17 protein-coding genes and 2 tRNA genes are annotated in these 23,597 nt (G+C 56.9%); 8 read left to right on the top strand and 11 right to left on the bottom strand.

The genetic code is table 11. The annotated features are described in order from the left end of the window. Positions 1-42 precede the first annotated feature (42 nt). The gene (locus IEW09_RS13635) at positions 43-1,662 is read left to right on the top strand and encodes a S41 family peptidase (RefSeq protein WP_188554758.1); all 1,620 of its coding nucleotides are present in this window, start codon (positions 43-45) and stop codon (positions 1,660-1,662) included. A 92-nt stretch (positions 1,663-1,754) separates the two neighbouring features. On the opposite strand, the gene IEW09_RS13630 is transcribed toward IEW09_RS13635, so the two are convergent. From IEW09_RS13630 to IEW09_RS13615, 4 genes are all read right to left on the bottom strand, one after another. Beyond that, positions 1,755-1,829 (bottom strand) — tRNA-Gly (locus IEW09_RS13630). An 86-nt stretch (positions 1,830-1,915) separates the two neighbouring features. Further along, the gene (locus IEW09_RS13625) at positions 1,916-3,313 is read right to left on the bottom strand and encodes an acetyl ornithine aminotransferase family protein (protein ID WP_188554757.1); all 1,398 of its coding nucleotides are present in this window, start codon (positions 3,311-3,313) and stop codon (positions 1,916-1,918) included. A gap of 331 nt (positions 3,314-3,644) precedes the next feature. Beyond that, on the bottom strand, positions 3,645-7,469 hold the full coding sequence (locus IEW09_RS13620) for a TonB-dependent receptor (RefSeq protein WP_188554756.1): 3,825 nt from the start codon (positions 7,467-7,469) through the stop codon (positions 3,645-3,647). Positions 7,470-7,683: 214 nt separating this feature from the next. Continuing rightward, positions 7,684-8,583: a LysR family transcriptional regulator gene (locus IEW09_RS13615; RefSeq protein ID WP_188554755.1), complete on the bottom strand. Its 900-nt coding sequence runs from the start codon at positions 8,581-8,583 to the stop codon at positions 7,684-7,686. A gap of 339 nt (positions 8,584-8,922) precedes the next feature. On the opposite strand from IEW09_RS13615, the gene IEW09_RS13610 reads away from it, so the two are divergent. Beyond that, on the top strand, positions 8,923-9,954 hold the full coding sequence (locus tag IEW09_RS13610) for a DUF1338 domain-containing protein (protein ID WP_188554754.1): 1,032 nt from the start codon (positions 8,923-8,925) through the stop codon (positions 9,952-9,954). Between the two features lie 106 nt (positions 9,955-10,060). Then, a complete protein-coding gene (gene amaB, locus IEW09_RS13605; RefSeq protein WP_188554753.1) occupies positions 10,061-11,593 on the top strand; it encodes an L-piperidine-6-carboxylate dehydrogenase in 1,533 nt (510 codons plus the stop codon). Between the two features lie 89 nt (positions 11,594-11,682). On the opposite strand, the gene IEW09_RS13600 is transcribed toward amaB, so the two are convergent. The 6 genes from IEW09_RS13600 to ispD all read right to left on the bottom strand — a co-directional run bounded on the left by IEW09_RS13600 (position 11,683) and on the right by ispD (position 16,177). Next, positions 11,683-12,150, bottom strand: coding sequence for a DoxX family protein (locus tag IEW09_RS13600; protein ID WP_188554752.1), 468 nt, complete (start codon positions 12,148-12,150; stop codon positions 11,683-11,685). Positions 12,151-12,289: 139 nt separating this feature from the next. Continuing rightward, a tRNA-Ala gene (locus tag IEW09_RS13595) sits at positions 12,290-12,365 on the bottom strand. 93 nt (positions 12,366-12,458) lie between these two features. Continuing rightward, complete coding sequence (locus IEW09_RS13590) at positions 12,459-12,734, bottom strand: alanyl-tRNA editing protein (RefSeq protein ID WP_188554751.1); 276 nt, start codon at positions 12,732-12,734, stop codon at positions 12,459-12,461. Beyond that, the gene (locus tag IEW09_RS13585) at positions 12,731-14,623 is read right to left on the bottom strand and encodes a M14 family metallopeptidase (protein WP_229739312.1); all 1,893 of its coding nucleotides are present in this window, start codon (positions 14,621-14,623) and stop codon (positions 12,731-12,733) included. The genes IEW09_RS13590 and IEW09_RS13585 overlap by 4 nt, the downstream gene beginning before the upstream one ends. A 59-nt stretch (positions 14,624-14,682) precedes the next feature. After that, complete coding sequence (ispF, locus tag IEW09_RS13580) at positions 14,683-15,297, bottom strand: 2-C-methyl-D-erythritol 2,4-cyclodiphosphate synthase (protein ID WP_188554750.1); 615 nt, start codon at positions 15,295-15,297, stop codon at positions 14,683-14,685. Between the two features lie 163 nt (positions 15,298-15,460). Then, positions 15,461-16,177, bottom strand: a complete 717-nt coding sequence (ispD, locus tag IEW09_RS13575) for a 2-C-methyl-D-erythritol 4-phosphate cytidylyltransferase (protein ID WP_188554749.1) — start codon at positions 16,175-16,177, stop codon at positions 15,461-15,463. A gap of 50 nt (positions 16,178-16,227) precedes the next feature. Between ispD and IEW09_RS13570 the strand changes: the two genes are divergently transcribed. Continuing rightward, positions 16,228-18,033: a MutS-related protein gene (locus IEW09_RS13570; protein WP_188554748.1), complete on the top strand. Its 1,806-nt coding sequence runs from the start codon at positions 16,228-16,230 to the stop codon at positions 18,031-18,033. A gap of 81 nt (positions 18,034-18,114) precedes the next feature. Then, positions 18,115-19,065, top strand: coding sequence for a catalase family peroxidase (locus IEW09_RS13565; RefSeq protein WP_188554747.1), 951 nt, complete (start codon positions 18,115-18,117; stop codon positions 19,063-19,065). Between the two features lie 28 nt (positions 19,066-19,093). On the opposite strand, the gene IEW09_RS13560 is transcribed toward IEW09_RS13565, so the two are convergent. Continuing rightward, positions 19,094-19,570 (bottom strand): GNAT family N-acetyltransferase, encoded by a 477-nt coding sequence (locus IEW09_RS13560; RefSeq protein WP_188554746.1) that lies wholly within the window; start codon positions 19,568-19,570, stop codon positions 19,094-19,096. 53 nt (positions 19,571-19,623) lie between these two features. Between IEW09_RS13560 and tilS the strand changes: the two genes are divergently transcribed. The 3 genes from tilS to lptE all read left to right on the top strand — a co-directional run bounded on the left by tilS (position 19,624) and on the right by lptE (position 23,584). Next, a complete protein-coding gene (gene tilS, locus IEW09_RS13555; RefSeq protein WP_188554745.1) occupies positions 19,624-20,697 on the top strand; it encodes a tRNA lysidine(34) synthetase TilS in 1,074 nt (357 codons plus the stop codon). 266 nt (positions 20,698-20,963) lie between these two features. Continuing rightward, a complete protein-coding gene (ftsH, locus tag IEW09_RS13550; protein WP_188554744.1) occupies positions 20,964-22,883 on the top strand; it encodes an ATP-dependent zinc metalloprotease FtsH in 1,920 nt (639 codons plus the stop codon). 185 nt (positions 22,884-23,068) lie between these two features. Continuing rightward, positions 23,069-23,584, top strand: a complete 516-nt coding sequence (gene lptE, locus IEW09_RS13545; protein ID WP_188554743.1) for an LPS assembly lipoprotein LptE — start codon at positions 23,069-23,071, stop codon at positions 23,582-23,584. Positions 23,585-23,597 lie beyond the last annotated feature (13 nt).

Raw genomic sequence — 23,597 nt, 5'->3', positions numbered from 1 at the left:
TATTGAGCACTGTTTCCCGCTTTTTTGAGGTAATTCAAGCTAATGGCTCCACGCACCCGCCGCGCACTCTTTATCGCCACCCTCTTTCTGGCCAGTTGCGCCGTGCTCGGCACATTTATCAACCAGAAGGTCGATGCCCAGTCGGCGACCGACGAGTCCACGCTTCGCGACTCCCTGCACTCCTTCACCAACGTCTATGCTCTGGTGGAACAGAACTACGCCGAACATCTCGACTCCGACAAGGTCGACAAAGCCATCTATGACGGTGCAATTCCAGGAATGCTGCATACGCTTGACCCCCACTCCAGCTTCCAGGACCCCAAGGCCTTCGCCCAGATGCGCGAAGATCAGCACGGCAAATATTACGGCGTCGGCATGGCGATTCAGCCGCAGCCCGATCCGACCGCAAAGAATGGACTGAAGATTGTCGTTCTCACTCCTTTTGACGGCGCTCCGGCTTATAAAGCCGGCATCCGCCCCGGCGACGTCATCATCAGCGTCGATGGAAAGTCCACCGACGGCATGGATTCGACAGCCGTCGCCTCTCTTCTGAAGGGGCCGCGTAACACACATGTCTCGGTCACCATGCAGCGAGAGGGCACCCCCAAGCCGCTCGTCTTCGATCTGGTCCGCGAAGAGGTCTCCCGCCCGTCGGTTGATCTCGCTTTCATGATCCGGCCTGGCATTGGCTACATTCACGTCACCAGCTTTATGGAGACCACGAGCCGCGAGGTTGGAGATGCACTCGATAGACTCGGCGACATGAATGGTCTTGTCATCGACCTACGCGGCAATCCGGGCGGCCTGCTGAACGAAGCGGTCGGCATGGCCGATAAGTTCCTGCAAAAGGGGCAGATCGTCGTCTCGCAGAAAGGGCGCGCCTTTCCAGACCAGGTCTACCGGGTAGCCAACGGCGAACAAGGCAAGAAGTACCCCATCGTCGTTCTCGTCAATCGCAATACTGCCTCTGCCGCGGAGATCGTCTCGGGCGCGCTACAGGACCATGACCGCGCCCTGATCGTCGGTGAGACCACCTTCGGCAAGGGACTGGTTCAGACCGTCTTTCAGCTCAGCCAGGAGACTGGTCTGCTGCTGACCACCTATCACTACTACACGCCATCGGGCCGACTGATTCAGCGCAACTACAACGGCGTGTCGCTGTACGACTACTATTACGTCCGCGACGACGCGGCAAAGCCCGATAAGAGCAACCTCGAGGTAAAGCTGACCGACTCGGGTCGTACCGTATACGGCGGCGGCGGTATTACCCCCGACGAGCCGATCCCTGAGCTCAAAGCGAACGACTTCCAGGGAACACTCGTTCAGAAATACGCATTCTTCAACTTCAGCAAGCATTACCTTGCAGCCCACACCGTTAGCAAAGACTTCGTGGTCGACGATGCTGTCATGAAAGACTTCAAGGACTTCCTGAAGTCGCAGCAAATCGACTATACCGATGCCGATATCGCCAGTAACCTTGACTGGGTGAAGGTGAGCATCAAGAGCGAACTCTTTACCTCACAGTTCGGAGAACTCGAAGGCTTGAAGGTACGCGCCGACTGGGATCCACAGATTGCCAAGGCGATCAGCTTCCTGCCCCAGGCGGAGGCACTCGAAGAGCGCCTTGCGGCATCGCAGAAGACTACCCTGGCCAACCGCTAACAAAACAACTTGCACTAAAGAAAAACGCATCGACTGGAGTCGATGCATTTTTCTTTGCACCTGAATTTAAGGCTTCATTGCCTACCGAGATTTGGAGCGGGAGACCGGGATCGAACCGGCGACATTCAGCTTGGGAAGCTGACGTTCTGCCACTGAACTACTCCCGCTTCGTTCGTAATTATACCCTGTAAAACCGAGGCGAATCGACCAATGCGAGAGTAGTACATGCGATAACTCAGGGAATGAGTTACCCCTACTCCATCGCTGCGGCAATGCACTCTTCCAGGGTATCGAGTGCCACATCGACCTCTTCCTGTTTGACGATGAGCGGCGGGCAAAGCCTGATCGTTGTCTCTCCACAGCCAAGCAGCAACAACCCGCTCCCAAACGCTAATTCGACGATGCGATCTCTTATCGACCCAACCGGCGTACGCGATTGCTTGTCCTTTACGATCTCGATGCCGATCATCAGCCCACGACCCCGAACATCGCCAACAATTTCGTATCTGTCGATCCACGTCCTCAAGCGGGCCAATGCCTTCGCACCAACAGAAGCAGCGTTCGCCATCGCCTCGCGCTCAATAATATCCATTGTCGCAAGCGCCGCAGAAAGGCAAAGAGGATTGCCGCCGAATGTACTCGCATGCGAGCCGGGCACCCAATCCATCACCTCTGCTTTTGACATGCAGATGCCGAGCGGCATTCCCGATGCAATCCCTTTCGCAATGCAAACAATATCCGGCTCGACACCCGAGTGCTCAATCGCCCACCACTTGCCTGTTCTGCCTGCGCCCGATTGGACCTCATCGACGACCATCATGATTCCATATCGATCGCAGATGCGCCGAATCTCATAAAGAAATGCATTAGGCGCTACGACATAACCACCCTCGCCCTGAATCGGCTCGACAAAGATCGCCGCAACCTCTTCAGGCGGCAATGTGGTCTTGAATAACTTCTCCTCAATGAACCGCGCGCAGCCAAGCCCAAACTCCTCTTCTGCCTGAGGTCCGCCGCTGCATCCGCGATATGCATAGGGATAACGCACGTGCGTAACGCCAGGAACGAATGGAGCAAAGCGCCGCTTTTGTTGAGGCTTGGAAGCCGTCAGCGAAAGCGCGCCCATGGTTCGTCCATGAAAGCTTCCGAAGAAGCTGATGATGTTCTGGCGCCCGGTATGGTAGCGAGCCAGTTTCATTGCACACTCAACTGCCTCTGCGCCGGAGTTCCCGAAGTAAAAGCGGTGCGGTCCAGGCATAGGCGCAATGGCTGAGAGCCGTTGCGCAACACGCGGCATCAGGTCGTAGTAAAAGTCCGTGCCCGACATGTGGATCAGCTCTGCGGCCTGATCCTGGATCGCCTTAACTATCTCCGGGTGGCAATGGCCGGTCGAGTTCACTGCGATGCCTGCGGTGAAATCAAGAAACTCATTGCCATCAACATCTTCAATTCTGCAGCCACGCCCACGTTTTACGACCAGAGGATAGCCCCGGGTATAACTTGGCGAAAGCAGGCGGTTGTCGTCGGCAACGATCTTTTGCGCTAGAGGGCCCGGCAGAGAATTTGTAAGCTTCGGGCCGAATCTGGCATGGGTCTCGGTAGAGGCAACGGGCACAATCTTGTGCGTCGAGCTAAGAGTCGAACTATTCATGGAGGAACTCTCCTTCGGGTCAGCGATGCGGTCGGTGTCTCATCGTCCCCTCCAACACAGCTACCGCCTTCCTTGAGAGAAGGACGCAGCCGTGGAGCTGGGCCAACACATCTAACGCGATGAACCGCTGCTAATCACCGGAGAAGAGATTAGGCCTGTTACTGCTGGGGAGAACACGGAAAGGCGTGCGTGTTCTCTGAAGCATGCCGGATAAGTTGGTCGTCGGGATATTTGCAATGGTCCTTCGCATCATCATCCCTCCCATTCGTATCGCCAACTCATCATATTCGCATTTCTTCGCGTGCGGCCTTCCATATCGAAAACAGCACTTCTAAAATTCAAAGCGCGCATAAAACTGCGCCAGCCGAGGATTCGTTAACGCCGTCGTAGCCGTCCCAAAGCCATTTGGATTGTCGATCCTTGCCGAGACCGAGTGCGCGTCGAAGCGCACACTGTTGGTCACATTGAATACTTCTATGCCAGCCTTAACTCGCATGCTGTCTTTGATGGGAAACGTCTTTCCCAGTCCGGCATCTTCTTCAAAGTATCCATCGCCTCGAAGAACGTTTCGCGATCCCGACTCGCCTGGCAACGCAAAGTCGAAAGCGGCAAAGACTGCGGCAGGGTTCGAAAACTGCTGATTCAGCTTCCCGCGACCCTTCGGAATCTTGGCTATCTGCGTCGCAAACCCCTGGATGTCATAGTTGGTCGGGAAGTTATTGCCATTGTTCACAGAGAACGGAAAGCCGCTGGTCCACCGCACAATTCCGGTCGTCTGCCATCCGCCAATCAGCTCATCAGCAAACCTGCCGATCGAAGACGCAAACCGCTTGCCCCGGCCGAACGGCAGGTCCCATATATAGTTCGTATTAATTTGGTGCCGCAGATCGTAGTCCGACGGGCCATAAAGCTGGTTTGGATTCCACGTATTGAAGATCTGTGCGTTGTTGATACCACCAGAGGAGCCCAGCCGTTCCGCCTGTGAAGTCGCATCGAGAGACTTCGAAAAGGTGTAGTTGAAATCTGCCTGCAGGCCAAGACCAAAGCGCTGGCGATAGACGACCTCAAGAGCGTTATAGTTTGAATTGCCGATCGATCTCCAGGCATAGAGCGCAGAGAACTGGTCGTGGTAGAAACGGTTCGAAGGATACAGCTGATTCGGATTGATCCCAGCGCCCGTGGTCGTGTCGGGCATATCCAGCGCATACAGCGCGTTGGCTTCGTTATAAAGATTCTGCTGGTAAAGCTGGTAGATATTCTGTGTCGCTGTAAATCCAGGACCAAATCCAATGTCCTGTCCATCCAGCGCGCCAAACAGTGTCTCCCAATAGGCAATGGGCTGCACCGTCGAAACGTCGACACCATTGCCTCCGTTTTGACGAGCAAGCAGTGACATCTGTTTCGCCGCAGCAAAATAAGTGGTTCCAGCAGCAGCCAGGTTGGTAGGCATCGCTACGTCTTCCTGCTCTAGCAGGCGATGTCCGAAGCGTCCCACGTATGTCACCTCCAGTGAGGAGCCATTACGAATCTCGCGGGCAATCGAAAAGTCGACGACGTGCGCATAAGGTGTCTTAATCGCCGAATCCTGTGACCAGTAGATGGCACCACTCGTTGGCCCGCTACGAACGGGAATACCCGGGAAGCCGACGGCAGGCGCGGGCGGCAACAGGCTTTGCGGAACATTGTTTACTCCCGTAAAGCGTGGCGCAGTCCCGGCCTTCAGCACTCCAGCGCTGGTCTGTAGCGTCGTCGAAAGGCCAAACGATCCTTCGGTATCAAAGTTATTGACGATGGCCGCGCCGAAATGATCGTACACAAGAGAGTAGCCAGCGCGAATACTGGTCTGGCCCGTACCCAACAACTTTTTTAGAAAACCAGAGTCTGGCGTTGGCGAATAAGCAAGGGCAATTCGCGGTCCGATATTACCTTTCTCCGGCGTCCAATAATCCGGCTTGCCGTTATATCGGCCATTGATGGGGAAACCGAGCTCGCCTGCTCCACTGGCTGACTGACCCGATGCTGCAAGCTGTGCGCTCTGATTGACAAACTTGGTCAGCGAAAACGCGCCGGGTGCACACTCGTTGCCGACTATCTGACACACGCCTACCTGCGTTCCGCTCGTCTCTGCAGGCACCTGAAGATACGAGTAGCGCAAACCATAGGTGATACTTAGGTCTTTCAGTGCCTTCCACGTATCCTGTGCGTAAAGCTCATATTCGTTCCACCGATAGTCGCGGCTCACAGGAGCGCCGACAGGTAACGTCGTGCCGTTCTTCGTGTTATTGTACGTGATATTTCCGACATTGATAATTCCAACAGCGGCCATCACCGCGCTGTTGTAATTGGTTTTAGCATTCCCGGCTACCTGAGGATAAAGAGCTGGATAGGCATCCGCATCAAAGGCTCCACCGCTACCCGCTATCGTTCCAGGGTTGAGGTATTGATAGGTGCCAGTCGCATTGGAGTACGAGAGCTGATTGCTCGAACTGCGATCATCGATGAAGCGAATATTGGTTCCAAATGCCAGATTGTGACTGTGCTTCGTCCAAGAGAGGTTATCCGTCAGGTTGTACACCGGTGCAATAGTGTAGTTGGAGGAAGTGGTGGCCTGTAGCGAACTAAGATCTTGGAGCGTTACATATGGACCGGATAAAAGGCCTGCATTACTTAGCCCTTGCCGGGTGAGGCCAAACGCAAGGTTATTGACCAGGTTGTCAGTGAACAAAGCCGTATAGCCCGCGGCGAATCCTTTACTGTTGGTCAATAGCGTGTTGCTTCCCGGCTGTCCTGGAAACTGCGGTCCGCCGGGCTCATGGTCATTCTGCAAGTTGCCACGCCAAAAGACCGTATGCTTCCCATTGCCTCTGATGTCCCAGTCTAGCCGCCCTGTATAGGCGTTATAGCTGCGCTGCGTATTGTAGGAAAAGCTGTAGCCTTCTGTATTGAGTCCGTCTCCCAGCGACAGATTGTTACCGTTGGGATAGGTATTCATCAACGCAAGGACAGCTGTATTCACACCGATTCCTTGTGGATCCATACTTTGAAGATCAGATGGAGTGAGCAAAAATACGCCGCTGGCAGGACACTTAGCGGCGCCAGTACAAACATATTGCAGATTGCCAGCCCGAAAACTCGGTGTCGGAACGATGTCGCTATTGGAGGTAAAGCCTTGTGTGTCTCGACGGCCTTCGTAGTTGAGAAAGAAGAACGCGGTGTTCTTCTTAATCGGTCCGCCTACCGAAGCACCAAAAACATTGCGAATCAGCTTCAAGGGCACATTGGGCAGCCCCTCATTAGCCTGCGTCTGTTTATTGAAGAAGTCATTCGCATGGAACAGATTATTGCGGTTGTAAGCGTAGACGACACCATGAAGCGAGTTCGTTCCGCTCTTTGTGACCAGAGCAATTTGCGCGCCCGACGAACGCCCCTCTTCAGCATTCGGATTGCTCGTCGTCACACGAAACTCGGCAATCGCATCCTGTGACACGCGAAGCACGCTGGTAAAGGCATAGCCATTGTTGATGTCGTTGACGTCGATACCGTCCAGGGTGATGTTGGCCTGGTCGGAGCGTCCTCCATTTGTTGAACCGCTGCGCGAGTCGGTGCTTGTATTTCCGTTCGACTGCGTCCCTGTATCGGTATCGGTGCGCCCCAGAAACGTCACGCCAGGCTGAAGGCTAAGCAGGTCCGGAACGTTTCTGGCCTCGCTGGGGAGATTTTCAATCTGCTGACCAGTGAACGCATTGCCCAATGTAGCGTCGGTTGTATTCAGGATCGGCTGAACGGCTGCGTTTACCGTGACGTCCGAAGTAACGCTCGCAACAGCAAGTGAGACATTGATGGTCGCTGGCTGGCTAACCAAAAGATCGATCGCAGTCTGCTTCTCCGTCGCGAATCCCTGCGAAGCAATCGTCAACTCATAGCGGCCCGGAGCGACTTGCGAGAACTGGTACTCTCCATTTTTATTTGTTGTGGTCTCGCGAACTGTGGTGGTTGCGGTGCGTGTGAGCTTGACACTCGCTCCGGCAATCGATGCGCCGCCCGCGTCCGTTACGTGTCCGCCCAAAGACGTCGTTGCCTGACTCCAGGCGATGTCATGACCAGGGAAAAGAAACAGGGTACAAAAGGAAGCCAGTACGAGAAGCTTGAATCGCATGCCGGGAACCTCTTCAAGAAAATCTGGAAGTCAGCAAAACATGTGTCAAAGCACGATCTTTATTCTCAACAGGAAGCAAAATGATCGATATCATCCGCTCTCCGCTACGAGACATGCTGATGATGAAGTCAAACACTAGCATTCAAAACGTGATACTGGATATCAATGTTTTATCAATATCTCATGAAACTTTCTCATAACCATCTTATTTTTCTCACGATTCTTTGCTGCCTGATTTCGCCTGGCCGATGATCCATTGCGCAAAGGCGGCCGGAAGGATAGCGGAAGTCTTCGACTCAGGCACGACAAGATAGTAGGCATTCGCGCTTCGAAGAGGCCGATCAAACAGTAATACCAATTTGCCCGAAGTTAGCTCCTCTTCGATTAGAAGCTTCGGCAGCAGTGCCACTCCTAAATCGCAGATTGCGGCCTGTGTGATCATTGCGAACTGCTCAAACCGAGGTCCGCGAAGCGCCTGCGGGCTGTCTACACCTGTCATCTGAAACCACTCTGTCCATGCTTCGGTACGAGTCGTCTGATGCAGCAGGACCGCGCGAGCCAGATCAGCTGGCCTCCGAATACGCTGCGCCTCCTTCAGTTTTGGACTGCAGACAGGCACCGTCACCTCGTCTACCAGATGATGCGCCACCGCTCCCGGCCAGTCTGGCGAGCCATAATGAATACCCGCATCAAATGGCTCCATTCCAAAATCGAATGGCACAAGCCGGGTGGCGAGATTGATCGTGACGCCAGGATGCTTCTCAAGAAAATCATTGAGCCTGGGCATCAGCCACCGAGTAGCAAAGGTCGGCAAAACAGCTAGGTTCAGAAGATTCGTCTTTCCGCCGCATGCCATGATCCTGCTCGTTGCATCCTTCAAGCCGGACATCACTCGACTAACGTCGTTCAGATAAAGCTTCCCTGCATCTGTAATGACAACTCTTTGACGCACACGCTCAAACAAGGAGACGTCGAGCAACGACTCCAACTGATGGATTTGGCGGCTCACGGCACTCTGCGTCAGACTCAGCTCTACGGAGGCGCGAGTAATACTTCCGTGACGCGCGACGCTTTCAAACGCCTGGAGACATGAAATCGTTGGAAGTTCCGGCATAGATCACCTGCCTACTAAGTCATACTGAATCGTCATGGGTCCCTGGAACCTACATCCTCTTCCGAAAAACAGCAACCCGATGCATGCGGAAGGCATTCCAGTATGTCGCAATCTCTTCAAAGAGTACAGACGGGGTAATCGATTAAAACGAGAAATGAGATGACATTCCAGAAGAAATGATCATGCTGAAAGCTCATCAAGTCTTGAAAACATAGCATTTTACATTTCCACCGTCCAGGACTACATATTGAGGGAATTGTTCGCTGCTTCTTGAGACATGCTTCCTGAAAGCAAGGATGATGCGCTCTTTTTACAGCAGCAACATAATGGAGAAAGACGATGCAAGCTACATGCGGCGGCATTTTACAGACAACGCTTGAGACCTTGATTGGACCTAAGCGGACCGAACGACTCTTCAAGGTGCTCGTAATCAATCCTGCACTCACGGAAGATTCAGGGGCGCGAATCTCAAGAGCAAAAATTGCGCAGGCTCTTAACATGCTCTTATTTGAAGACCTGGTAGAACGAGTTCCTGCGGCGAAGGTTTATGTTGAACAGTGTCTTCGCAATGGAAAGACCATCTTGCACGATCATGGAGCCGTTCGCACCATAGCGATGGCTGGCGTAGGCAGCCTTCCGGCAGGTGAAGAGTCGATCACTCGACTACTACGCCCACTTGGATATGCTCTCAACGGAGTCTATCCACTGGAGCGGCTGCGCATGACAGGACGCTCATATGCCCAAGCCGACTTCCCCGAAGAGATCGCTCAGTTTTTTATCAGCGAGCTTCATCCCGAACGCTTCTCAGACGAATTTCAGGCCGCGCTGACCCGCGTTGTGGCAACTTCGACGGATCCTCTGACTCCAGAGGCACAGACTCTTCTTGAAGATCTGGAATCTTCGCGATCCTTAAGCATCGATCAAGCTATCCGCCTGCTGCCGGTTCTTGTCGCTTGCTTTGGCCGTCAGCATGGCGAGATCACACTCAAAGACTACGAAACCCTGTTGGTCGAGTCCGCAGAGGCAGCGTGGATCGCTACAGAAGGCAATGCGTTCAACCACGTCACAGACCGCGTCGAAGATGTGGACCAACTCGCAGCAGAACAGAAGGCGCTTGGACAGCCGATGAAGGCTGCTGTCGAAACCTCACAGTCCGGCAGGGTGCAACAGACAGCATTTCGCGCAGCGCTCGTGCCTAGGACATTTCGTGTGAATGGAGGCTCTCTTGAAAAAGAGGTCCCGGGTTCTTTCCTCGAATTCATTACCCGTCTTCCCTTGCCTGAGGAATCGGGAAAGAAAGGACTGGACCTTAGCTTTGACAGTTCCAACGCGCAGGCGATCTTTAAGATGACTTCGACGGTGAAGTCTTAGGTTCAAAGTGCACTTCGGCATTTGCGCCGATTACACTTGGCTCGAGCGCTCTCACACGCGACCGCGGACAACGAGATCCTTTGACACGCAGAAAGCTGAATGTAATATGACCACCGACAGTATCGTATCAATGGAGCAGGAGACTCACCACCTGCTTACCTTGCTGGGTGTACCAGCCAGTCAATACAACAGCGGCAACCTCGCTGTTCATACACCACTCACCGGCGAAGTCATCGCGCACGTGCCTGAAGCAAATACCGCGGCTGCAACCGAAGCAATCACTGCGGCTCACAAAGCCTTTCTCGAGTGGCGCACCGTTCCGGCGCCCAAACGAGGAGAGCTTATTCGCCTATTGGGAGAGGAGTTCCGCGCAGCGCTCCCCACGCTAGGGAATCTCGTGACCATCGAGACAGGCAAGCTCCTCTCAGAGGGCTTCGGCGAAGTGCAGGAGATGATCGATATCTGCACCTTCGCCGCAGGTCTCTCACGCCAGTTTGCCGGGCTTACCGTTCCATCGGAGCGCGCTCAACATCGCATGATGGAGACGTGGCACCCACTCGGAGTCGTGGGCATCATCTCTGCCTTCAACTTTCCTGTGGCCGTCTGGTCGTGGAATGCGGCGCTGGCGCTCGTATGCGGAGACGCCGTCGTCTGGAAACCCTCCGAAAAGACTCCTCTCACAGCACTTGCAGTACAGGCACTCTTCGAGCGCGCTGCGGCAAAGTTCGGTGGAGTTCCGCACGGCCTCTCTACACTTCTAATCGGAGACGCGGCAGTCGGGCAGCAGATCGTGGACTCCCCTCTTATACCTCTCGTCTCTGCAACAGGCTCGACAGCCATGGGCCGTGCCGTTGCCCCGAAGCTAGCCGAACGCTTCGCTCGTGCAATCCTCGAACTTGGCGGAAACAATGCAGCCATTATCTGTCCAAGTGCAGATCTTGACCTAGCGCTGCGTGCTATCGCTTTTTCAGCGATGGGAACTGCTGGCCAGCGCTGCACAACGCTCCGACGCCTGATCGTTCACGAGTCGATCTACCCCACGCTGATCGCTCGCCTCAAAAAGGTCTTTGCCTCGATCGTTGTTGGCGATCCACGCAAAGCTGGAACCCTTGTCGGGCCACTTATCGACGAACGATCCTTCCACGCGATGCAAGCGGCACTTGATGAGGCGCGTAGCTCAGGCGCAACGATCACTGGCGGCGAACGCGTCAACCCTCTCGGTGACTCTCTGGCCTTTTACGTTCGTCCCGCGCTGGTCGAGATCTCCGCACAGACAGAGTTCGTCAAACGGGAAACCTTCGCACCCATTCTCTATGTGATGAAGTACAGTCGCTTCGTCGACGCGCTGACCCTGCACAACGACGTACCGCAAGGCCTCTCCTCTGCCATCTTCACCACGAATCTGCGCGAAGCCGAAGAATTTCTCTCTGTCACTGGATCCGATTGCGGCATAGCCAATGTCAACATCGGTACATCAGGCGCTGAGATCGGCGGGGCCTTTGGAGGAGAGAAAGAAACCGGCGGCGGCAGAGAATCAGGCTCCGATGCATGGAAGCAATATATGCGTCGTACCACCAACACCATCAACTACGGCCATGAATTACCGCTCGCCCAAGGCGTGAGTTTTGATATCGAATGAATCCCAGACGTCCACTTTGCCGCCTAGGCGCCTCGGCCACACTGATTTGCTCTGGACCGTCAACAACTTTAATATCGAGCGATTTACCTCTATAACTTGTCAGCGAGCCAGTAATCGACACTGAACTTTCCAGGGCCAGAACAGATCAACCAGATAAAGAAGAGCACGTACAGACCTTCCGGAAGATAAAGGAAATCGTCGAGCCAGTTAAGGGGCGACAGTCCTTTAGGTATGGCGGAAAGTTTAGTGGTTAAGATGGCGACAAGCATATCGACCAATAAAGTCACGCAAGCAAGGCTTGAAAGAAACCCCACAATTAGCAAGAATCCACCAACAAACTCGACACCCGATATGAAATAAGTCATCAGGTCAGGAAACGGGACTCTGGCCTCGACGAGCGTTTCGTGCATTGTTTGCTTGCTGCCAGCGACAAACAATTTGTTCGCACCGGAGATAACGAAGAACAGCCCGAGCAATACGCGTACCAGCAGGATGGCATATTGTTCCGAATCACTGCTACCCAGCAGCGCAAACTGGACCAACCGTTTCCAATCCATCTCTTATCCCTCCGTCGGAGGATGTACTGTAACGACAGCCCAAATCATACAGTTCGACTTCTGCGGTAACTACATGAACCCCGCAAACCTGATCTAGATCTTAATGACCCAAATTTTCGATGGAAATCGTTGATATCTTTGGTGGAGCTGAGCGGGATCGAACCGCTGACCTCCTCGTTGCGAACGAGGCGCTCTCCCAGCTGAGCTACAGCCCCCCACCAGATGCGCATCGAGCACCGCTTTCGCAGGCACGCGCACTGTCAAACGACATCTTCGAGTGTATCAGCAAGCGGCCCGCGGCTCAAACATCAAAGTGCACGCACATGCGCCTTCACTGGAGTGCCCGCCGCCAGAGGCTTTTCCACCACGTGCCATATCTCTCCGGCATCATCCACAACGATATTAAGCACCGGAACTACCAGCTTTACACCGCTGGGCGCAACCGCTTCGAGCGTTCCTACATCTCCCGCGCCAAACCCTGTCCGGTCAAGCGCCATCTGCCAGCGCTGGTGCCCAGCCACGCGAGATTCCTCGCGGATATCCACAACCACGGCCTCAAACTTCCCATTTACTCCAACACTCATTTCAATGCTCCAAGCTGTTGCACATCGTCCAAACGCCCCACAGGATACAGACCCACGCGATTGGCCGCGAACCACGGCGACCTCTCATAGAAGAATTCCAGGCGCGCACTGGCATTTCCAGCAAATGCCGGATCGGCCGCTACCTTCTTCTCGAACTCTTCTTTTAATTTCGGGTCCTTGGCCATCATCTCCCGCGCCAGCGACTCCAGCACATAAGCTTCGCCGTACTCCTTCTGCTCGAAGATCGAATCGAAGAACCCCCACTGCAATGCCGAATCAGGTGCAGCCGGTTCCAGCCACTCCATCACAACCTTCGACAGGCGCTGGTTCAGCCGCACCACCGCCGAATCCGCTGGAAAGCTCATCTTTTGGCGGATCAATACGCAGCTACCAAACTTGCCGGGATCGTGCGTTGCCTCGCCATTGAAGGTCGGATGCCGTCCCTCAAACGGAGGCTCCTGCCACTGCATTCCCGCACACTGGTAGGTCTCGACCTCTCCCGTCCACGCCTTTGTAGTGCGCTGTATCTCCACTTGATGTGCTGCCAACACTCCAATCACATCCGTCCACTGTGCAGGAATGATGTAGGCCGCCGGGGGAGCAGCCTCTACCGTCACCTTAAATCCCGACTGCATCGGCAGCGAGACGTTCCATGGCTCATGCGAATACTTCACCCACATCACACCCGAAACCGCACTCAACTCCCTCGTGTACCTATACCCGCGAAACAGAACCGGCGTCGTCTGGCCCCCCCATCCCAGCGCAAGCGGAAACTTCACATCGCTCAGCGGATGCGCCCCCAGACCCTCCGCCTGTTGATCCGCAGCAGCATTCAACGCAATCACTTTGTCGGCATCGCGATTCATTAACTCCATCAAGCCCGCAAGAATCTCATAGTTCCCTGTCACCCGTGTCTTGTAGTCCTTCAACATGTGCAACTCAACCAGCATGCCGGGGCGTCCTTCGAGCACCATATATCCGGTAGAAAAGCGCGGCGGATCGTCGTTGAATCCCAGCCCCTGTGCAGGATCGTTGTCATTCACCAGATTGATGTAATTCGGAAACGCTAGATGCCCATGTGCATCGACATACTTCTCGAGCGTAGGATTCGCAACCTCATCCACCCACTTCACCGTGGCGGCAGGAAGATTCGGCCCATCGTCGATGGTGAAGGTAACGTCATACTGATAGTCCGCGCCATCGGTCACATGGTCGTCGACAAAAAAATCCGGTAGCCAATGATGGAACATCGCCATAAACGCCCGCGTCTCCGGCGCATCGGCCTTCAGATAGTCGCGATTCAAATTTAGGTTTGTTCCATTCCCTCGCCAGCCCATCTCCGCTGGTCCGTTCTGATTGATACGGTTGTACGCGCTGCGCCGTTCATGCCCGTCGGCGTTATACATGGGGATAAACACGAACACTGCGCGGTCCAGCAGCGAAGCCTTCGTCTTATTGATCACCATGTCACGCAGCAATGCAAGACAGGCATCCTTGCCATCCATCTCGCCTGCATGGATTGAGTTCTGCACCAGCACAATCGGACGTTTCGCCGCGTGGATCGCGGCCGGATCGAACACCCCGTCACGCGAAGCAATCACTATGTCTAGTTCCCGCCCCTCGCCTGTCTTACCAAAGCCCTCGATCTTTACCTGCCCCGGAGCTACTGCCTGCACGCGCCGCAGATAAGCCATGGTCTTGTCATAGTCAGGTGTCGTGGCATAGCAGCTCTTCTCCGCCGGAGTCAGCCACTTTACATCACCACTCGGCACACACGCAGAAGCCGACGCCGTACGCGGCTGCAGGCTGTTATCCGCAACCGTCTGCGCCATTGCACCAATCGAGCCCATGCATAAGACCAACGCAGCAAATCGCGCAAAAGCAGTCAAAATCACCCTCCTGGAAATCCGGTGCGGCAAGCGCCGGTCGGCATACGTTTCCCGCAGTTCTAGGTCAGATCGTCCGCATCGAAGGCCGGCCTCTTCCGCCCTAGCGCAGAGGTATCCTGAACCCCTTGTACCAGACTCTCGACCACCTGATTGACCTCATCCACATCCGCAGTCGCCGACAACTTCTTCACCGGTTCAGGCACAGACAAGCTCTCCAGCAGAACTGTAACGTGGGCAACCGCAACATGGTCCTGATTCAAACCCTCCGGTGTCTTGGCCTTAATGCCAACCTCACCCGGTTTCAAACCCAACAGTTCTGCCACGCGCTCCCGCAGTTCACCGGCAATCGGAACAATCTTGGGTCGCGCCATCACCAGCACCGTATCAATATTGACGATCCTGTATCCGGCCATCGCCACCTCTTCCAGCGCCGTCTTCAAAAACACGCTCGAGGCCGCACCCTTCCAGCGCGCATCGCTCGGAGGGAAAAACGTCCCGATATCTCCTGCTGAGACCGCACCCAGCAGCGCATCGGTAATTGCATGAAGCAGCACGTCACCATCCGAGTGGCCAGCCAACCCCTCGCTATGCTCAATCGCCAACCCGCCGATCACCAGCGGCACGCCCGCTCTGAACGCGTGCGAATCAAACCCATATCCAATTCTCATGCTCATTCGCAATTCCTCAACGTATCGGCCGCGAACTCGCGCGGGATCGATACGGATTTCTTCTTGTCACTCTCAAGTATGAACTGTTTGAACTCCGACCGGGATCAAAATTCAAAAGACTCCCACCTCAGCGGACGAATCTTTACATATCCGGTTCGTCATCCCACAATCAACGATTGCCCGAGCTTAGATAAAACTCCGCCAGCTCAATATCGCCCGGTTGCGTAATCTTGAAGTTCCGCGCCGAACCCGGCACCACAGCAACCTCAATTCCCGCCCGCTCCAGCACGCTGGCCTCGTCCGTACCCGAGAACCCATCCGCCTCGGCCTCTTTAAAAGCCCGCTGCAACAGCCCAAACCGCGCTCCCTGCGGGGTCTGCGCCAGCACCACACGCTCCCGAGGAATGGTCGAGGCGATAATCGCTCCATCCGCAGTCCGCTCCACCTGCTTGATCGTATCGACGGCAGGCAAGCCGACAATCGCCGCACCATGTTTCACCACCGCCTCGATCGTCCGCTCAATCGTCGCCGGATCGATCAGCGGACGCACCGCATCATGCACCAACACCACATCATCGTCGGCGCATTCCAGCGCCGCCAGCGCATTACCCACCGACTCCTGCCGGTTGTCGCCGCCCACGACCATCTTCACGCGGTCTCCCAGCTTGTACTCCTTCATCTGAGCCTCAAGCCGTTCCTTCTCCTGCGCCCGCACCGCGACACATACTGTGTCAATCTTCGGCACCGCAAGAAACGCCTGCACGGAGCGCACCAACACCGGAACGCCGCCGATCTCGAGAAACTGCTTCGGCGCAACCGCCGTCGCCCCATGCGCGGCCATCCGCGTCCCTATTCCTGCTGCCGGAAGAATCACAAAAACTCGCATAACCACCGGAGTATACAAGATCGGCACCAACGGTAAGTGATAATAAACCCGTGCCCTTACCCACTGAGACAACGCCGTCGGAGGAATACAGACAACGCCAGCAGGCCCGCGAAACCTCGGTAGCCCAACTCGACCAAACCCACCGCACGCTCGGAAACCTGCGCCTTCTGCTCGTCATCATCGCGCTTTTGATTGCATGGTTCTCCTTCTATCGTCACAATCTCTCCGCCTGGTGGCTTCTCCTCCCCTGCGGAGCATTCATCGCAATCGCGACATACCATGCAGCCATCCTCCGTAAAAAATCGCTTGCCGAGCGAGCCGTCGACTTCTACCGCAAAGGGTTGGCCCGCATCGAAGACCGCTGGATCGGCAACGGCCAGCAGGCTCCGCGCTCCGATGCAGCCGCCAGCCTCTACGCATCCGACCTCGATCTCTTCGGAGCCGGCAGTCTCTTCGAGCTGCTCTCACAGGCACGTACCTGTATGGGAGAAGACACACTCGCTCACTGGCTGCTCTCACCCGCTCCGGTCAGCGAAATCACCGAGCGCCACGCCGCAGTCACCGAACTTCGCAACCGCCTCGACCTCCGTGAAGACATGGCCATCCTCGGCGAAAACGGCGAAAAACTAAAGACCGGAGTCCACCCCAAAGCTCTCCTGCATTGGGCCGAGCAACCCACTCAGCTCAAACAGCAAAGTCTGCGCTGGACCGCCCTCCTGCTCGCCATCCTCGCCATCGTCGGAGCCATCTTCTGGGGCGAAACAGGAATCAAGACGCCCTTTTTCCTCGTCCTGGTCGTCGAAGCCTTCATCGCCTTTTCGCTCAAGGATCAGGTCAACAAAGTCTTCGCCGGGACCGATCGCGCACTCGCCGACCTGGAGTTGCTTTCGTCGTTGCTGGCGAGGCTCGAAGACGAACAGTTCACCTCTCCCCGATTAGTGCTTCTCAAGCAGCAACTTTCTTCCCACGCCATCCCCGGCTCAAAGGCCATCGCACGCCTCAAGACAATCGTGCAGTACATCGACTCACGCGATAACCTCTTCATACGCGTCTTCGACAAACCGCTCATGTACTCCGAGCAGGTCGCCTTCGCCGCAGAAGCATGGCGTCGTGCCCATGGTCAGGCTGTAACCGCATGGTTGAGCACCGTCGGTGAGATCGAAGCGCTCCTCTCCATCGCCGCTTACAGCTATGAGCATCCAGCCGATCCCTTCCCCGAGTTCATCGAAGGCGCACCCACCTTCCACGCTGAAGACCTCGGCCATCCGCTCATCCCTATCGCCAAATGCGTTCGCAACGCCATCAGCATCAGCGGAAAGACACGGGCACTCCTTATCAGCGGCTCCAATATGTCTGGCAAGAGCACCCTCATGCGCACCGTCGGCATTAGCACTGTCCTCGCCATGGCTGGCGCACCCGTCCGCGCCCAGCGCATGCAACTCACGCCGCTCCACGTAGCCGCAAGCATCCACGTCAACGACTCTCTGCAAGAAGGCAGTTCCCGCTTCTATGCCGAGATCACCCGCCTGCGCCACATCTGCGATCTCGCCGAGCAGCGCCCTCCCGTCCTCTTCCTTCTCGACGAACTGCTGCAAGGCACCAACTCCAAAGACCGCCTTATCGGCGCCGATGCCGTCGTCAACGAGTTGATCGACAGCGGTGCAATCGGCATCATCAGCACGCACGACCTCGCCCTAACCGATATGCAGCACTCGGGCGAAGGCCGCCTGCACAACATGCACCTTCAAGATGAGATAGAAGACGGCAAGATGAAGTTCGACTTCAAACTCCGTGACGGCGTCGTTACCAAAAGCAACGGCGTGGAACTCATGCGACTCATCGGCCTCAAAGTCTGAGATTCACCTCTCCGCCTTCTTCGCGCTGCATAATAGACAAATTCAACGGCTCCCCACAACGACAATCTCAAGGAGATCACTATGCCGCTTCCCTCAGACGAAAGACTCATTGCCCTCAGCAACGACCTGCTCCAGCAGTTTGAAACCATCTTCGGCCAGCATCCCGGCTTCCGCCCCGCCCACGCCAAAGGCACTCTCCTGACAGGCACTTTCACGCCCACACCCAGCGCAACCACTCTCTCCCGCGCTTCCCATCTCACACGCTCCTCCACTCCGGTCACGGTACGCTTCTCCAACTCCACCGGCCTGCCCCTTATCCCCGATAACGATCCCAACGCCAGCCCCCGTGGCATCGCCATTCGCTTTCACCTCGCCGAGCACTCCCACACCGACATCATCGGCCACTCGACCGACGGCTTCCCCACCCACACCGGGCAGGAGTTCCTCGAGTTCCTCCGAGCCATAGCCGCCAGCGCCTCCGCGACTTCACACCCCACTCCCGTCGAGGCATATCTCGGCAGCCATCCCGCCGCCCTCGCCTTCGTTCAGGCAGCCAAGCCCAACCCTTCCAGTTTTGCCCGCGAGTCCTACTTCGGCGTCACCGCGATGCGCTTCATCAACAAGGACGGTGCCAGCTGCTACGGCCGCTACCGCATCCTTCCCGAAGCGGGCAACGACTTCCTCGACGAAGCGGCTGCCGCCAAGAAGACTCCGAATTACCTCTTCGACGAGATCGCCGAACGAATCGCCAAAGGCCCCATCAAATTCCGCATCCTGGCGCAGCTCGCCGACGACGGAGACGTTGTGGACGACGCAACCATTCACTGGCCCGAAGATCGCACGCAGCTCGAACTAGGCACGATCACGCTCACCCAACCCGTAGCTGACAACGCCCACGAGCAGAAGCAGATCATCTTCGATCCCATCCCGCGCGTCGACGGAATCGAGCCGTCCGACGACCCGCTGCTCGAGCTGCGCGCCGCCGTTTACCTCATCAGCGGACGCCGTCGCCGCAGCGCTCACGAGCAGTAGCCACGAAGCGGATGTGGCGAATCAAGGTTTACTTCCCCGCCACATCCGCCTCGCTCCACAGAATCATCTCGTTCGTCGATTTAAATCCATTGCGCTCATACAAGGGCCTGCCGAACTCCGAGGCGTGCAGCGACATCACCTTAATCCCTCGTTGCCGCGCATCGTTCATCGCCACATCCAACAACTCTCTGGCAAGCCCACGCCCGCGAAACGCAGGGTCAACATAGACATTCAGCAGATAAGCACGCACCGGCTCGGGGTCCATCCAGTGCGGCGGAAAGTCCATGAACAGCACCCCCGCACCAGCCACCACATGCCTCTCTTCTGAAGTCAGCCACCCCACATAGCGGCCATCGATCAGCCTCTCGCGCACCCAAGGTACAAAGTTCTCCGTAACCTCGCTCAAACGCGCATCACTTACCTGAGCAGAGTCCACGAACATCCGTCGCCGCTGCTCACTGATAAGCTCCGCATCCGCCTCTGTCGCCAATCTCGTCTCAAACATCCATCCAGTATAAGAAGTCACGTCTCGCGCTGGCCGCAAGTACCATAGACCTAATGCCACCCCCCGCACTTCTCTTCGACCGCACCAACATCAAGCCCGGCGACCGCATCTGCGTCGCCATCTCCGGCGGAGCGGACTCGGTAGCCCTGTTGCTCGCGGTTCATAACGCCAACACCGCAAAACGAGATGCACTCGGCGTCGGCCTGAGTGCCGCCCACGTCCACCACGGCATCCGTCCCGGCGAAGCCGACACCGACCAGCAATTCGTCGAAGCTCTCTGCGCTCGCCTCGACATTCCCCTTCACCTCCATAGCGCCAAGATTCCCGAGCGCGTAGCCAAAACCGGCGAGACCATCGAAGAGGCAGCCCGCAACGTCCGCTACGACTTCTTCGCCTCGCTCATCGCCACTGGCGAGGCCGACGCCATCCTCACCGCCCACACCCTCGACGACCAGGCCGAAACCGTCCTCATGAAGCTCCTCCGCGGAGCCTGGACCGAGGGCCTCAGCGCCATCCACCCCATCGTCCAAGTTCCGCCCCAGACTCCCGGCATCCGCCCCGGCAAAATCCTCCGCCCTTTCCTCAACATCCGCCGCGCCGAGATCGAGGCTTACCTCAACCAACTCAACCAACCCTGGTGCGAAGACTCCACCAACACCGACACCGCCTACACCCGCAACCGCATCCGTCACGAGCTGATACCCCAGCTCCGCGATTACAACCCCCATCTCGACCAGACCTTAGCCAATCTTGCCGAGCTGGCACGCGAAGAAGAAGCCCGCTGGCAGATCGAGCTAAACCGCCTGCTTCCACAGATTTTGCTCCCCGGCAAGCCCGTCCGTGGCGGTGGTCGCTCCGTCAGCACCGCCCCCGGCCAGTCCGCCGTGGCCATCGAGCTTGACCGCCTCCGCTCGCTCGACCCCGCCCTTCGCCGCCGCGTCCTCCGCGCCGCCGCCCGCCAGCTCGGTGCCCGCCTCAGCTTCGATGAAACCTCCCGCCTTCTGGCCCTCTGCGGATTTCTAACCCTTCCGACCGTCGCCGCCCGCACCGGGGCAGCCCTCCACCTCTCCAGCCAGCTCCGCGCCGAGCGCTCTCACCGCGAACTTCGCTTATTTCTCCAGAAATAGCCCTCGTTGCCTGCCACACCTTTGGCTACAGAACATTCAGAATTCATCTCCCCCGAATCCCCAGCCAAAGAGTAGAATCTAACTACTTGACTCGGTAGGACGATTCTCCAGGGCGGCTCTTAAACGTTCTTCCCCGGCACCTTCCCCTATCGCTGTCGTCTAACGATGTAGGCTTTCGGGGCTTTTGGTAATCCCGGCAGCCGGGTCCAGCAAGCGCCAGCACGTTCAGAGGTTGCTGCAAAGACCGGAAAATGAGGAAATTCGCTTTGAACTCGACTGTCAAACAAATTCTGATCTGGGTCTTCATGGCAACCTGTCTCTTCGTTGCCTGGCAGTTCGTCGTCAAGAACACAGGCGCCGGTCAGGACAAGGCCATCAGCCTCACCCAACTCCTCAACGACGCTGACGCCGGCAAGATCAGTGATGTCGTCGTCAATGGCTCCGAAGTAACCGGCCACTATCGCGACGACGTCAAGAATCAGTTCCACACCGTCATTCCGGCTAACTACCCTGACATGTACACGACGCTCCGCAGCCACGGCGTCAACATCAACGTCAAGGACACCAGCGGCAGCACCTGGCTGAACCTGCTCATCAATCTGGCCCCCTTCGCTCTTCTGCTCGGCCTCTGGTTCTTCATGATTCGCCAGATGCAGTCCGGCGGCAACAAGGCCATGAGTTTCGGCAAGAGCAAGGCACGCCTGCTCTCCATGCAGCAGAAGAAGATCACCTTCAAGGACGTCGCCGGAGTCGATGAGGCCAAAGAAGAGCTCAAGGAGATCATCGAGTTCCTGCGCGAGTCGCAGAAGTTCCAGCGCCTCGGCGGCCGCATCCCCAAGGGCGTCCTGCTCGTCGGGCCTCCGGGCACCGGCAAGACCCTGCTCGCTCGCGCAGTCGCCGGCGAAGCCAACGTTCCCTTCTTCTCCATCTCCGGTTCAGACTTCGTCGAGATGTTCGTCGGCGTCGGTGCAAGCCGCGTCCGTGACCTCTTCGAGCAGGGCAAGAAGAACGCCCCTTGCATTATCTTCATCGACGAGATCGACGCTGTAGGCCGTCACCGTGGAGCAGGTCTCGGCGGCGGACACGACGAGCGTGAGCAGACCCTCAACCAGCTTCTGGTCGAGATGGACGGATTCGAAGCCAACGACGGCGTCATCCTCGTCGCTGCCACCAACCGTCCCGACGTGCTCGACCCCGCACTTCTCCGTCCCGGCCGCTTCGATCGCCGTGTCATCGTCGATCGTCCCGACATCCGTGGCCGCGAAGAGGTCCTCAAGGTCCACTCCAAGAAGATCCCCATGGCCGAAGACGTCAACCTCAATGTCCTCGCTCGCGGAACACCGGGCTTCAGCGGAGCCGACCTCGCCAACATGGTCAACGAAGCCGCCCTTACTGCCGCCCGCTTCAACCGCAAGTCGGTCCATATGTACGACTTCGAAGTGGCCAAGGACAAGGTTATGATGGGCGCCGAGCGCAAGTCGATGCTGCTCACCGACGAAGAGAAACGCGTCACCGCCTATCACGAGGCCGGTCACACCCTCGTCTCCGCCCTGCGCGAGCACTCCGACCCGCTGCACAAGGTCACCATCATCCCGCGCGGTATGGCTCTCGGCGTGACCGTCTACCTGCCCGAAGAAGATCAGCACACGGTCACCCGTGACTATCTCGAAACGCGCCTCGCCACCCTCATGGGCGGACGCTGCGCCGAAGAGATCTTCCTCAAGCAGATGACCACCGGTGCCGGCAATGACATCGAGCGCTCCACCGAGCTCGCCCGCAAGATGGTCTGCGAGTTCGGCATGAGCAACCTCGGTCCCATGACCTACGGCAAGAAGGAAGAGCAGATCTTCCTCGGCCGTGAGATCGCACAGCACCGCGACTTCTCCGACGACACCGCCAAGCAGATCGACGCCGAGGTCCGCCGCTTCGTCGAGGCCGCTTATAAATCTGCCTACACCATCCTCGACTCCAACCAGGACATCATGCACCGTATGGCAGCAGCCCTGCTCGAGCGTGAGACCCTGGACGCAGCCGAGATCAAACTCATCATCGAAGGCAAAGAACTTCCGGCGGTCCGCTCCGCGCTCTCCGGTGTGGACTCCGGCAACGGTGAGGCCCAGAAGGTGCTCAAGCCCGAATCCGGCCGCAAACCTGGCTTCGGCGAAGGCCACACCTCACCGGCATAACAAGTTGACAAGCAACCAAAATGGGCGGCCCATCGGCCGCCCATTTTTATGCCCAGACCCATCCCAAACTCACGTCATCTCGACCGAAGGCGGCGCATTTGCCGCCGTAGTGGAGAGACCCCTGTATTTCGCTTAGCACCACCTTTAGCTATCGCCCCACCCAATGCGACAATAGCTAAAGACGAATGCGCCTCCGCACCCTCACCCTCTTCCTTCTCCTTCCCCTCGCCGGATGCGGCTACCATACCGTCGGCTCCGCCACGCACATCCCCGGTAACGTCAGTACCCTGGCCGTGCCTATCTTCACCACCCGCGCGCAAGCCTTCCATACCGAGATGGCCTTCACTCAGGCCACTATCCGCGAGCTGAACACCCGCACCAAATACCGCATCCTCAACACCGACTCCTCCGACGCCGACGCTACCCTCCACGGCACCATCCTCTCGCAGGCCGTCGCGCCGCTCACCTACGACGCAACCAGCGGCCAGTCCTCCAGCTACCTCGTCACCATCACCGCCAAAGTCCTGCTCACCGCCCACGACGGCCACGTCCTCTATCGCAACGACGCCGTCATCTTTCATGAGCAGTACCAGTCCACCCAGGACCTCAGCGGCTTCATTCAAGAAGACCCCGCCGCCGTCCGCCGCGTCGCCCGCGACTTCGCCCAGGCCCTCGTCAGCGACATGCTCGAATCCTTCTAGCCGCCCTAACTCG

Origin of the sequence: Edaphobacter dinghuensis, from assembly GCF_014640335.1 — a bacterium.
Taxonomy (GTDB): domain Bacteria; phylum Acidobacteriota; class Terriglobia; order Terriglobales; family Acidobacteriaceae; genus Edaphobacter; species Edaphobacter dinghuensis.
This window is presented reverse-complemented; position numbering and strand designations above follow the sequence as displayed.